This window comes from Streptomyces sp. M2CJ-2, assembly GCF_016757295.1.
Classification (GTDB): domain Bacteria; phylum Actinomycetota; class Actinomycetes; order Streptomycetales; family Streptomycetaceae; genus Streptomyces.
The window spans coordinates 1-12210 of the sequence record NZ_JAESIF010000064.1 but is presented as its reverse complement, the minus strand read 5'-3'; the positions used below and the strand labels follow the sequence as shown (position 1 = coordinate 12210).

The following is a 12210-nucleotide window of genomic DNA, read 5'->3' as shown; positions in this document are numbered from 1 at the left end:
CCGGGCCCGGTCGTCAGTACTCGGTGACCTTGCCGTCGGCCACTTCCAGGCGGCGGGTGACGTGCACCGCGTCGAGCATGCGCCGGTCGTGGGTGACGAGCAGGAGGGTGCCCTCGTAGGAGTCCAGGGCCGACTCCAGCTGCTCGATGGCGGGCAGGTCGAGGTGGTTGGTCGGCTCGTCGAGGACGAGGAGGTTGACGCCCCGGCCCTGGAGGAGGGCGAGGGCGGCGCGGGTGCGTTCGCCCGGGGAGAGGGTGACGGCCGGCCGCATCACCTGGTCCGCCTTGAGGCCGAACTTGGCCAGCAGGGTGCGGATCTCGGCCGGTTCGGTCTCCGGTACCCCGGCGCGGAAGGCGTCGAGCAGGGTGTCGGTGCCGTGGAACAGGGCGCGGGCCTGGTCGACCTCGCCGAGCAGGACGCCCGAGCCGAGGGCGGCGTGCCCGGCGTGGAGCGGGACACGGCCCAGCAGGGCGGCCAGCAGGGTGGACTTGCCGGCGCCGTTCGCGCCCGTGACGGCCACCCGGTCCGCCCAGTCGATCTGCAGCGAGACCGGCCCGAGCACGAAGTCGCCGCGTCGCACCTCGGCGTCCCGCAGCGTCGCCACCACCGCGCCGGAGCGTGGGGCCGCCGCGATCTCCATACGCAGCTCCCACTCCTTGCGCGGCTCCTCGACCACCTCCAGGCGCTCGATCATGCGCTGGGTCTGGCGGGCCTTGGCGGCCTGCTTCTCGCTCGCCTCGCTGCGGAACTTGCGGCCGATCTTGTCGTTGTCGCCGCCCGCCTTGCGGCGCGCGTTCTTCACGCCCTTGTCCATCCAGGACCGCTGCATCTGGGCGCGGTCCTGGAGCGCGGACCTCTTGTCGGCGTACTCCTCGTACTCGTCGCGGGCGTGCCGGCGGGCCACCTCCCGTTCCTCCAGGTAGGCCGTGTAGCCGCCGCCGTAGAGGTTGATCCGCCGCTGGGCGAGGTCGAGTTCGAGGACCTTGGTGACGGTGCGGGTGAGGAACTCGCGGTCGTGGCTGACCACGACCGTCCCGGCGCGCAGCCCGCTCACGAAGCGTTCGAGGCGCTCCAGGCCGTCCAGGTCGAGGTCGTTGGTCGGTTCGTCGAGCAGGAAGACGTCGTAGCGGGACAGGAGGAGGGAGGCGAGGCCGACCCGGGCCGCCTGGCCGCCGGACAGGGCGGTCATGAGGTGCTCGGGGCCGACGGTCAGGCCGAGGGAGGCGGTGACCTCCTCGGCGCGCTCGTCGAGGTCGGCGCCGCCCAGGGCCAGCCACCGCTCCAGGGCGTCGGCGTAGGCGTCGTCGGCGCCGGGCGCGCCGTCGACCAGGGCCTGGGTCGTCTCGTCCATGGTCCGCTGGGCCTCGGCGACGCCGGTACGCCGGGACAGGAACTCCCGGACGGTCTCGCCGGGCCGCCGCTCCGGCTCCTGCGGGAGGTGTCCGACGGTCGCCGTGGGCGGGGAGAGGCGCAGCTCGCCCTGCTCCGGCGCGGCGAGGCCGGCGAGCAGGCGCAACAGTGTGGACTTGCCGGCGCCGTTGGCGCCGACCAGACCGATCACGTCGCCGGGGGCGACGACGAGGTCGAGGTCGCTGAACAGGGAGCGGTCGCCATGGCCGGCGGAGAGGTTCTTGGCGACGAGGGTGGCAGTCATCAGACCGCTGATCCTAGCCTTCGGACGCATCCGCCGGCGTACCGGTTCCGGCCGTCGCACGGACGTCGTGCCGCTCCCCGGCTTTTCCCCGCTCCCGGTCCTCACCGGCGCACGGACGCCGTCCGTACCGCCCCGGCGGTACGGGCCACCAGGTAGGACTCCCCCTTCACCGCCTTCGCGTCCAGGGGGAGGCGGTGGAGTCCCGGTTCCAGTACGGCGTCGAAGAGTTCGTGGGTGTGGGTGCGGGAGAGGCGGTCGACGCGGTACGCGGTGAGCCGTACCCGGCAGGACGAGGTGACCTCGACCTCCGCCACGGCACCGGCCGCGGAGACCGAGGCGCTCAGAGCGGTGAGGCGGCGCTGCTCGGGCGGGCTGCGGTCCAGGGCGTGTTCGGTCTGGGCGACGAGGAGGGGGACGACCGGGGCGAGACCGTCGACGCAGGGCACGTCGACGCCGGCGGCGGCGAACGCGCCGCGTACGGCGTCCCGTTGGGCGGCGCCGGCCGACCGGCCGAAGACCATGGCGCTGTAGCCGCGCAGTTCGTCGGCGGGGACGCCGTCGGCGTCCTGGGCGATGTCGGCGCCGACCCCGATGGTGCGCAGGGCCGCGGCGAGCCTGGCGAGCAGGGCGACGCGGGCTCCGATCAGCAGGACACGGCGGCGGGTGCCGCCGGCGCCGTCCAGCAGGGCGGCGAGGGCCGTGCGGTAGTCGGTGCCGCGGAAGCGGAACGGGCCCAGGCCGTGGTAGCCGTTGCGTTCCAGGTCGGCGTGCTCGTCGGTCTGCCAGGCGAAGTCCCGCCAGATGTAGTCCTCGCCGTCCCGTTCGATGGCGGCGGTCACCGCGCCGCAGGCGAGGTCCTCGCAGTCGGGGCAGCCGTAGACGATGTACCGGCCGGACGGCAGCGGGGCCTCGGTCTCCAGCAGCAGGCCGCGGACCTGGGCGGTGAAGATGGCGGGCGGCACGTCGGAGGCGAGCGGGGAGACGGCGTCGAGGTCGCAGAGGCGGAACAGCAGCGGGCGTCCGTCGACGACGAAGTCGATGAAGTCCCGGTGGACCTGGTGGTCACCGCCGGAGAGGAGTCCACCGGCACGGATCGCCGGTGTCAGGCCGAAGGTCGCGTACTCGGCAGACATGCTGTGAGTATTACCGCAGTCGGACGGAGACGGGTACGGCATGACATATTCCGTCAAGGCCGCAGTGGACGGGCCGGGCAGTGGACGGACCGGGCACCCCGCTTCCACGGGGGCGGCCGGCCCGTCCACTGCCGCCGAGGGCGGCCGAAGCGGCGTCGGCGGTCATTGCCTGTCGATCGGGTCTCCCTCCACGTCCGGCCCGGGGCCGGGGCCGATACGGAGTTCGAAGTCGCCGTCGTACTTCGTGTGACCCGCGATGACGGCCATGTCGACGGCCTCGGAGGCCATCTCGCCCCGCACGACGAGCGGATCGCGGCGCAGATCGCGCATGAGCGCCACGCACATCATGATCATCACGATGACGAACGGGGCCGCCGCGAGGATCGTGAGGTTCTGCAGGCCGGTCAACGCGTCGCCCTGGCCGCTGCCCACCAGCAGCATGATCGCGGCGACGGCGCCGGTGACCACGCCCCAGAACACCACCACCAGGCGGTCCGGTTCGAGCGCCCCCTTCTGCGAGAGGGTGCCCATGACGACCGAGGCCGCGTCCGCGCCCGAGACGAAGAAGATGCCGACGAGGACCATCACCAGCAGGCTCGAGGCCGTGGCGACGGGGTACTCCTGGAGCACCGCGAACAGCTGGCCCTCGGGGGTCGCCTCCTCACCGAGCCGGCCCTGCCCCTGGAGCCGCATCGCGGTACCGCCGAAGATCGCGAACCAGATCAGGCTGACCGTGCTGGGCACGAGGATGACTCCGCCGATGAACTGGCGGATCGTACGGCCGCGGCTGATGCGGGCGATGAACATCCCGACGAACGGCGTCCAGGAGATCCACCACGCCCAGTAGAAGACGGTCCAGCTGCCCAGCCACTTCGCCACTCCCTGGCCGGCGCTGATCTCCGTACGGCCGGCCAGCTGGGGCAGGTCGCCCAGGTAGCCGAAGACGGAGGTGGGCAGCAGGTCGAGGACGAGGATCGTCGGGCCGGCCACGAACACGAACAGGGCGAGCACCAGCGCCAGCACCATGTTGGTGTTGGACAGCCACTGGATGCCCCTCTCCACGCCCGACACGGCGGAGGCGATGAACGCGACCGTGAGCACCGCGATGATGGCGACCAGCAGCCCCGTGCTCACCTCGTCCAGCCAGTTCAGTTCCTGCATGCCGGAGCCGATCTGCAGCGCGCCGAGGCCCAGGGAGGCCGCCGAGCCGAAGATGGTCGCCACGATCGCGAGGATGTCGATGACGCGGCCGACGGCTCCATTGGCGTGCTTCTCCCCGATGAGCGGGGTGAACACCGCGCTCATGGTCTGCCGGCGCCGCCTGCGGAAGGTGCTGTAGGCGATGCCCAGGCCGACCACGGCGTAGATCCCCCACGGGTGCAGCGTCCAGTGGAAGAGCGTGGTCGCCATGGCCAGTTCCATGCGCTCGCCCGAGTCGGCGGGGTGGGTGCCCGGCGGCGGTGTGATGTAGTGCGCCAAGGGCTCACTGACGCCGTAGAACATCAGGCCGATGCCCATGCCCGCGCTGAACATCATCGCGACCCACGAGACCGTGCGGAACTCGGGTTTCTCACCCTCGGCGCCGAGATGGATCTTTCCGTAGCGGCTGATCGCGAGCCAGAGGGCGAAGACGACGAAGCCGGAGGCGGCCAGCATGAACGCCCAGCCGCCGTTGTGCATCAGACCGGTGAGCGCGCTGCTCGAGACGTTCTCGAGCGATTCGGTCGCTGTGGCGCCCCACACGACGAACGCGACGGTGAGCACGGCCGTGACACCGAACACCACCCGGTCGGTGCGAGGGCTCCCACGTCCGGTGATTTCCGTTCCCGAAGCCGGCTCCGGGCCTCCCGTACGGTCCTTGTCGCCGGGTTGCTCCTGCGTCACAGGCGGCACCTTTCGTCGAGCCGATGGGGGAGCTTCACTCCCCCAGACAAGCCCGTACCACATATGGCGTGAAATTCACCTCCCGGCAGTCGTCGTCCTGCCGATCGACGGCCTGATCATGACCGACGGTCGGGGTGGCCGAGGTGTCGCACGGCTGGTGGGACAGTGATACTGCTGTACATGACGACCGACATCGAGGGGCCGGCCCTCACGATCGACGAGCTGGCGGCGAAGGCCGGGGTCACGGTGCGGACGGTCCGGTTCTACGGCAGCAGAGGGCTGCTGCCGCCCCCGGTGATCGGGCCGCGCCGCGTCGGTCGCTACGGGCCTGAGCACCTGGCCCGGCTGGCGCTGATCGAGGAGTTGCAGCGGCAGGGCATGACGCTGGCGGCCATCGAACGGTATCTGGGGCGGTTGCCGTCGGATCTGAGCGTGCGGGACCTGGCGATCCAGCGTGCGGTGGTGGCCTCCTGGGCGCCCGACACGGTGGAGCGGGTGTCGCGCGAGGAGCTGGAGCGGCGCGCCGGGCGGGCGCTGGACGAGGAGGATCTGCGGCGGCTGGCCGCGCTGGACGTCGTCGAGCGGGAGGGCGAGGACTTCCGGGTCGACGCGGGTCTGCTGCGGCTCGGCCTCGAGCTGCTGGACGTACCGCTGACGCACGAGACGATCCTCGCCGCCCGCGCGGCGCTCACCGGGCATGCGCGTGCGGCCGCCCAGGACCTGTCGCGTCTGTTGCGGGACGCGGTGGCGGAGCGGGACACGCGGGACGTGAGATCGCTGTCCGCCCATATGCATCCGCTCGTGGTGCAGGCGCTGCTGACGTCGTTCCAGCGGTCGCTGCGCGAGGAGCTGCGGGAGTGGCTCGACGGCGGGGAATGAACGGGGAGGCGAGGACGGACGGGGGGGACGGACGAGGGGGCGGGCAGGAGACGGGCCGGGGGGGACGGGCCCGCCGTTCCCGTCCCCCCGCCAGGGCTCCTCGGGCGCCTCAGCCGGCGTCCGTGAACCGCTCCCCCTTCTCCGCCTTGGCCACCAGCAGCGCCGGCGGTGCAAAGCGCTCGCCGTAGCGCTCGGCGAGTTCACGCGCGCGTGCCACGAATCCGGGCAGGCCCGTCTCTCCCCCGGCGCATCCGTCGTAGCCGTTGATGTACTGCAGGACGCCGCCGGTCCAGCCGGGGAAGCCGATGCCGAGGACGGAGCCGATGTTGGCGTCGGCGACTGAGGTCAGCACGCCCTCCTCCAGCAGCCGGACCGTGTCCAGCGCCTCGGAGAACAGCATCCGCTCCTGCATGTCCCGGAACGGGATCTCGTGGCCGGGCTTGGTGAAGTGCTCCCGCAGGCCGGGCCACAGGGCGTCGCGCCCGCCGTCCTCCCGGTACGTGTAGAAGCCGGCGCCGGCGGCGCGGCCGGAGCGGCCGTACTCGTCGACCATGCGGTCGACGACGGCGTCGGCGGGGTGCCCGGTCCAGGTGCCGCCGGCCTCCTCGACGGCCCGCCTGGACTCGGTCCGGATCTTGCGCAGCAGGGTGAGGGTCAGCTCGTCCACCAGGGACAGCACCTTGGCGGGGTAGCCCGCCTGGGCGGCCGCCTGTTCGACGGATGCGGGCTCGACGCCCTCGCCGACCATGGCGACACCCTCGTTGATGAACTGCCCGATGACGCGTGAGGTGAAGAAGCCGCGCGAGTCGTTGACGACGATCGGCGTCTTCTTGATCTGCCGGACCAGGTCGAAGGCGCGGGCGAGCGCCTCGTCCCCCGTCCGATCGCCCTTGATGATCTCGACGAGCGGCATCTTGTCGACGGGCGAGAAGAAGTGCAGCCCGATGAAGTCGTCCTGGCGTTCGACGCCTTCGGCGAGGGCGGTGATGGGCAGGGTGGAGGTGTTGGAGCACAGGAGGGCGTCGGGGGCGACGACGTTCTGGATCTCCTGGAACACCTTGTGTTTGAGGGCGGTGTCCTCGAAGACGGCCTCGATGACCGCGTCGCAGCCGGCCAGGTCCTGCGCCTCGGCGGTGGGCGTGATCCGCGCGAGCAGCGCGTCGGCCTTCTCCTGGGTCGTCCGGCCCCGGGAGACGGCCTTGGCGCACAGCTTCTCGGAGTAGCCCTTGCCCTTCACGGCCGCCTCCAGGGAGACGTCCTTCAGGACGACGTCGATGCCCGCGCGTGCGCACGAGTAGGCGATGCCGGCGCCCATCATCCCGGCGCCGAGCACGGCGACCCTGCGGACCTGGCGGGGCTCGACGCCCTGGGGTCGGTTGGCTCCGGCATTGACGGCCTGGAGATCGAAGAAGAACGCCTGGATCATGTTCTTCGACGTCTGTCCGGCGGCCAGCTCGACGAAGTAGCGGGCCTCGATGACCTGGGCGGTCTCGAAGTCGACCTGGGCGCCCTCGACGGCGGCGGCCAGGATGTTGCGCGGCGCCGGGTAGGGGGCGCCGTTCGTCTGCTTGCGCAGGTTGGCCGGGAAGGCGGGCAGGTTGGCGGCGAACTTGGGGTGGGACGGGGTGCCGCCGGGGATGCGGTAGCCGGGCCGGTCCCAGGGCTGGGCGGACTCGGGGTGGGCGTCGATGAAGGCGCGGGCCTTGTCCAGCAGTTCCTGGTGGGTGTCGGCCACCTCGTCGACGAGGCCGTTCTCCAGGGCGCGTCGCGGGCTGTACCGGGTGCCCTGGAGCAGCACCTTCAGCAGGGCGTCGGTGATGCCGAGCAGGCGGACGGTGCGGACGACGCCGCCGCCCCCGGGGAGCAGGCCGAGGGTGACCTCGGGCAGGCCGATCCTGGAACCGGGGGCGTCGAGGGCGACGCGGTGGTGGCAGGCCAGGGCGAGTTCGTAACCGCCGCCCAGGGCGGCGCCGTTGATCGCCGCGACGACCGGCTTGCCGAGCGTCTCGATGCGGCGCAGCTGCCGCTTGACCGCCAGGCCGCCGTCGAACAGGTCCTGCGCCGTGTCGGGGGTGACCCGGATCAGGTCGCGCAGGTCGCCGCCCGCGAAGAAGGTCTTCTTGGCGGAGGTGAGGATGATGCCGCGGATGGAGTCCGGGTCGGCCCGGAGTTCCGCCTCCAGGCGGTCGGTGATCACGGCGAGCGAGTCGCGGAACGCCTGGTTCATGGTGTTCGCGGACTGGTCGGGGTCGTCGAGGACGAGGGTGACGACGCCGGTGTCGTCCTGTTCCCAGCGGATGGTGGTGCTCTCGGTCATGAGGGGTCTCCGTAGAAGTCGCGTGTGGGTCGCCGGGGTTCAGATGCGCTCGACGACGGTGGCGATGCCCATGCCGCCGCCCACGCACAGGGTGGCGAGGCCGTAGCGCTTGTCCTGGCGTTCGAGTTCGTCGACGAGGGTGCCGAGGATCATCGCGCCGGTTGCGCCGAGCGGGTGACCGAGCGCGATGGCGCCGCCGTTCACGTTGACCTTGTCCAGCGACAGGCCCATGTCCTTCACGAAGCGCAGCACGACCGCCGCGAACGCCTCGTTGATCTCGACGAGGTCGATGTCGTCGACGGTCAGCCCGGCCTTGGCGAGCGCCTTGCGGGTGGCGGGGGCGGGCCCGGTGAGCATGATGGTGGGCTCGGAGCCGGACACGGCGGCGGAGACGATCCGCGCGCGCGGGGTGAGCCCGTACCGCTCACCGACCTCCTTGGAGCCGATGGCGACGAGGGCGGCGCCGTCCACGATGCCGGAGGAGTTGCCCGCGTGGTGGACGTGGTCGATCTTCTCCACCCAGTGGTACTTCTGCAGCGCCACCGCGTCGAAGCCGCCCAGCTCGCCGATGTCCGCGAAGGACGGCTTGAGCCCCGCGAGGGAGTCGGCGGTGGTGCCGGGGCGCAGGTGCTCGTCGTGGTCCAGGACGACGAGTCCGCTGCGGTCCTTCACCGGCACGACGGACCGCGCGAAGCGGTTCTCCTTCCACGCGGTGGCCGCCCGCTCCTGCGACAGGGCCGCGTACTCGTCGACGTCCCGGCGCGAGAAGCCCTCGATGGTGGCGATCAGGTCGGCGCCGATGCCCTGGGGGACGAAGTTCGTGGCGAGGTTGGTCATCGGGTCGTTGAACCAGGCTCCGCCGTCGGAGGCCATGGGCACCCGGGACATCGACTCCACGCCGCCGGCCAGCACGAGGTCCTCCCAGCCGGAACGGACCTTGGCCGCGGCCAGGTTGACGGCCTCCAGGCCGGAGGCGCAGAAGCGGTTCTCCTGGACGCCGGCGACGGTGTCGGGCAGTCCGGCGGCGATGGCGGCGATCCGGGCGATGTCGGACCCCTGGTCGCCGACGGGGCCCACGACACCGAGCACGATGTCGTCGACGGCGGCCGGGTCGAGGCCGGGGAAACGGTCGCGGATCTCGTGGATGAGGCCGACGACCAGGTCGACGGGCTTGGTGCCGTGCAGGGCGCCGTTCGCCTTGCCGCGACCGCGCGGGGTGCGGATCGCGTCGTACACGTACGCTTCGGTGCTCACGGGGTGGCCTTTCGCTGAGGGTCTCGGGGCGCGGATCGCTGAGGGTCTCGGGGCGCGGACGACAGTCGGGGGACGTCCCAGTCTCGGGCCACGTCGTCGGTGTCGGCGCCCGGCCGGGCGGGCCCGGTGCGCACGGTGGTGGGGGTGGCGGAGAAGCGCGGGGCCGGTGCGGGCTGGGTGATGCCGTCGTGGTCGGTGAAGGTTCCGCGGGCGGCGAGGTGCGGGTCGTGCGGGGCCTCACGCAACGACAGGACGGGGGCCACGCACGCGTCGGAGCCGTCGAAGACGGCGGTCCACTCGTCGCGGGTACGGGCCTTGAAGCGGGCGGCGACGTGCTCGCGGAGCGCGGGCCACCGGGTGACGTCCGCGTGGGCGTCCGCCTGGTCCTCGACGCCGAGGAGCCGCAGGAACTCGGCGTAGAACTGCGGCTCCAGCGCGCCGACCGCGAGGTACCCGCCGTCGGCCGTCTCGTAGGTGCCGTAGTACGGGCAGCCGCCGTCGAGGAGGTTGCCGCCGCGCCGGTCCTGCCAGCCGCCGGCGGCGAGCATGCCGTGGATCATCGCGGACAGGTGGGCGGTGCCGTCCACGACGGCGGCGTCGACGACCTGCCCGGTGCCGCCCGCGCGCACGTGGTGCAGCGCGGCGAGGACGCCGACGACGAGGTAGAGGGAGCCGCCCGCGTAGTCGCCGAGCAGGTTGGCCGGTACGGCCGGTGGCCGGTCGGGGCTGCCGATCATGCCGAGGGCGCCGGTGCGGGCGATGTACGCGATGTCGTGCCCCGCGCGGTCGGCGAGCGGGCCCTGCTGGCCCCAGCCGGTCATGCGGCCGTAGACGAGGCGCGGGTTGCGGGCGTGGCAGTCCCCGGGGCCGACACCGAGGCGCTCGGCGACGCCGGGGCGGTAGCCCTCGAGGAGGATGTCGGCGCGTTCGGCCAGGTCGAGGACGCGGTCGGCGCCGTCGGGGGCCTTCAGGTCGACGACCACGGAGCGCTTGTTGCGGTTGGTGACGTCGTACGCGGCCTCGATCGCGAGCACCGGGGCGCGGGGGCGGTCCACCCGGACGACGTCGGCGCCCAGGTCGGCGAGGAGCATGGCGGCGAACGGGCCGGGGCCGATCCCGGCCAGCTCGACCACCCGCACGCCGGTGAGCGGCCCCTGCGCCGGTACCTCCGTCATCGCACCCCCAGCTGTGACACAACCGATGTAACACCAGTGATGCTAAGAACACGTTCCATCCGGCACAAGAGGCCGAGCAAGCGCTTGGCCATGCGTCCCGGCCACTCTACGGCGCGGTCCGCGCCGCGCTCGCGCTCGGCTCGGCGTGTCCACCGTGGCCGTCGGGTTCCGCACCCCTCACGCTAGCCTCGGCCACTCACAGCGGCACGACCGCGGAGCCAGGGGCGTCACGATCACCGGGGACGCCACGACAAGGGGTGTCATGAACAGGATGAACAGGACGGACGGCCGTCCCTACGACATCGTGCTCTTCGGAGCCACCGGCTTCGTCGGGACGCTCACCGCCGAGTACCTCGCCGCCCACGCGCCCTCCGGTCTGCGCTGGGCGATCGCGGGCCGCTCCCCCGAGAAGCTGGAGCGCCTGCGGGAGCGGCTGGAACGGTCCTCCGGCGATCCGGGGATCGGGGTGCTGCGGGCGGACGTGTCCGACCCTGCCTCGTTGCGCACGCTCGCCGAGCACGCGCGCGTGGTGGCCACGACCGTGGGGCCCTATGTGACCTACGGCGAGGAACTCGTCGCCGCCTGCGCGGACACCGGCACCGACTACCTCGACCTCACCGGTGAACCGGAGTTCGTGGACCTGATGTACGTCCGCCACGACGCACGCGCGCGGGAGACCGGCGCGCGCCTGGTGCACGCCTGCGGCTTCGACTCGGTTCCGCACGACCTGGGCGCGTATTTCACCGTGCGGCAGCTGCCGGAGGGGGTGCCGCTGACGGTGGACGGTTTCGTGACCGCCGACGCCGCCTTCTCGGGCGGGACCTTCGCCTCGGCGCTGGGCCAGTTCGCCCGGCCCCGGCAGCTCCGCGCGGCGGCCCGGGACCGGCGGCGGCACGAGCCGCGGCTGATGGGCCGCCGGGTGTCGGCGCCGTCGGGCGGGCCGCGCTACGCCCCCGAGGTCGGCGCCTGGGCCCTGCCCCTGCCGACCATCGACGCGCGGATCGTGCGCCGGTCGGCGAAGGCGCTCGACCGGTACGGGCCCGACTTCCGCTACCGGCACTACGCGGCCGTCCGGCACCTGCCGTTCGCGGTGGGCGGGGTCGCGGCCGTGGCCGCGCTGGTCGCGGCGGCCCAACTGCCGCCCCTGCGGCGCCGCCTGTCCGGCCGGCTGGCACCCGGTGAGGGGCCGGGGCCCGAGAAGCGCGCCAGGAGCTGGTTCACCGTCCGCTTCGTGGGCGAGGGCGGCGGACGGCGGGTCCGCACCGAGGTCGCGGGCGGCGACCCCGGCTACGACGAGACGGCGAAGATGCTCGCCGAGGCGGCGCTCTGCCTGGCCTTCGACGACCTCCCGCCGACCTCGGGACAGGTCACCACCGCGGTGTCGATGGGCGATGCGCTGATCGAGCGGCTGCGGGCCGCGGGCATCCGCTTCCGCGTCGTCGCGACCCGCCCGTCCTGAGCCCGGGTTGAGACTTTCCGATGCTCGCCTCCCACAGGCCGCCCACGCCTTTCACCCAAGTCTCAAAAGGGAGTTCAATGAAAAAATCGAAGGCATGCGATTTCTTCTCGAAGTGAGCATGTACGACGAGGCGTTGGCCGAGGATCCCGTGGGTGAGCTGGGGCGGATCCTGCGGTACTGGGGCGGGAACCTGCGCCACTACCCGATGAGGCCCGGGGACGGAGCGGAGATCTACGACTCGGAGTACCGCGAGGTGGGGCGCTGGCGCATCGAGCAGGACGAGCAGCGGGGAACCGCCTAGGGCCTGTCCGGCGGATCACGTCGCAGGAAAGCGACGGCGCCCTCATCAGCTTCGGTGAGCGGGGGCGATGGGGGTGCCCCCGCTCATGGGGGTCCCCCCGCTCATGGGGGTCCCTCCCGCTCGAGCGAAGCCGAGAGTGGGGGAGAAGCCGAGA

9 protein-coding genes are annotated in these 12210 nt (G+C 72.3%); 3 read left to right on the top strand and 6 right to left on the bottom strand.

From position 1 onward, the window contains the following. Nucleotides 1-13: 13 nt before the first annotated feature. The 3 genes from JL475_RS31175 to JL475_RS31165 form a co-directional block, all read right to left on the bottom strand. Nucleotides 14-1654: an ABC-F family ATP-binding cassette domain-containing protein gene (locus JL475_RS31175; RefSeq protein ID WP_202281363.1), complete on the bottom strand. Its 1641-nt coding sequence runs from the start codon at nt 1652-1654 to the stop codon at nt 14-16. A gap of 101 nt (nt 1655-1755) precedes the next feature. Further along, a complete protein-coding gene (locus JL475_RS31170; protein WP_202281362.1) occupies nt 1756-2787 on the bottom strand; it encodes an oxidoreductase in 1032 nt (343 codons plus the stop codon). A gap of 162 nt (nt 2788-2949) precedes the next feature. Continuing rightward, nucleotides 2950-4671 carry a BCCT family transporter gene (locus JL475_RS31165; protein ID WP_202281361.1) on the bottom strand — a complete coding sequence of 574 codons (1722 nt, stop codon included), beginning with the start codon at nt 4669-4671 and terminating at the stop codon, nt 2950-2952. 180 nt (nt 4672-4851) lie between these two features. On the opposite strand from JL475_RS31165, the gene JL475_RS31160 reads away from it, so the two are divergent. Beyond that, nucleotides 4852-5550: a MerR family transcriptional regulator gene (locus tag JL475_RS31160; RefSeq protein ID WP_202281360.1), complete on the top strand. Its 699-nt coding sequence runs from the start codon at nt 4852-4854 to the stop codon at nt 5548-5550. Nucleotides 5551-5659: 109 nt separating this feature from the next. Here the strand turns inward: JL475_RS31160 and JL475_RS31155 are convergent, their stop codons facing one another. The 3 genes from JL475_RS31155 to JL475_RS31145 are packed head-to-tail and all read right to left on the bottom strand — an operon-like array spanning nt 5660 to nt 10296. Next, complete coding sequence (locus tag JL475_RS31155) at nt 5660-7867, bottom strand: 3-hydroxyacyl-CoA dehydrogenase NAD-binding domain-containing protein (protein ID WP_202281359.1); 2208 nt, start codon at nt 7865-7867, stop codon at nt 5660-5662. Between the two features lie 39 nt (nt 7868-7906). Continuing rightward, nucleotides 7907-9121, bottom strand: a complete 1215-nt coding sequence (locus tag JL475_RS31150; RefSeq protein ID WP_202281358.1) for an acetyl-CoA C-acetyltransferase — start codon at nt 9119-9121, stop codon at nt 7907-7909. Further along, a complete protein-coding gene (locus JL475_RS31145; RefSeq protein WP_202281357.1) occupies nt 9118-10296 on the bottom strand; it encodes a CaiB/BaiF CoA-transferase family protein in 1179 nt (392 codons plus the stop codon). The genes JL475_RS31150 and JL475_RS31145 overlap by 4 nt, the downstream gene beginning before the upstream one ends. A gap of 262 nt (nt 10297-10558) precedes the next feature. Between JL475_RS31145 and JL475_RS31140 the strand changes: the two genes are divergently transcribed. Further along, nucleotides 10559-11755: a trans-acting enoyl reductase family protein gene (locus JL475_RS31140; protein ID WP_202281356.1), complete on the top strand. Its 1197-nt coding sequence runs from the start codon at nt 10559-10561 to the stop codon at nt 11753-11755. A 94-nt stretch (nt 11756-11849) separates the two neighbouring features. Beyond that, nucleotides 11850-12056 carry a hypothetical protein gene (locus JL475_RS31135; RefSeq protein WP_202281355.1) on the top strand — a complete coding sequence of 69 codons (207 nt, stop codon included), beginning with the start codon at nt 11850-11852 and terminating at the stop codon, nt 12054-12056. The last annotated feature ends 154 nt before the right edge of the window (nt 12057-12210 follow it).

Coding starts and splice junctions, on each gene's coding strand:
- JL475_RS31160 (WP_202281360.1), top strand. CDS start 4,852: ATGACGACCGACATCGAGGGGCCGGCCCTCACGATCGACGAGCTGGCG.
- JL475_RS31140 (WP_202281356.1), top strand. CDS start 10,559: ATGAACAGGATGAACAGGACGGACGGCCGTCCCTACGACATCGTGCTC.
- JL475_RS31155 (WP_202281359.1), bottom strand. CDS start 7,867: ATGACCGAGAGCACCACCATCCGCTGGGAACAGGACGACACCGGCGTC.
- JL475_RS31135 (WP_202281355.1), top strand. CDS start 11,850: ATGCGATTTCTTCTCGAAGTGAGCATGTACGACGAGGCGTTGGCCGAG.
- JL475_RS31170 (WP_202281362.1), bottom strand. CDS start 2,787: ATGTCTGCCGAGTACGCGACCTTCGGCCTGACACCGGCGATCCGTGCC.
- JL475_RS31175 (WP_202281363.1), bottom strand. CDS start 1,654: ATGACTGCCACCCTCGTCGCCAAGAACCTCTCCGCCGGCCATGGCGAC.
- JL475_RS31145 (WP_202281357.1), bottom strand. CDS start 10,296: ATGACGGAGGTACCGGCGCAGGGGCCGCTCACCGGCGTGCGGGTGGTC.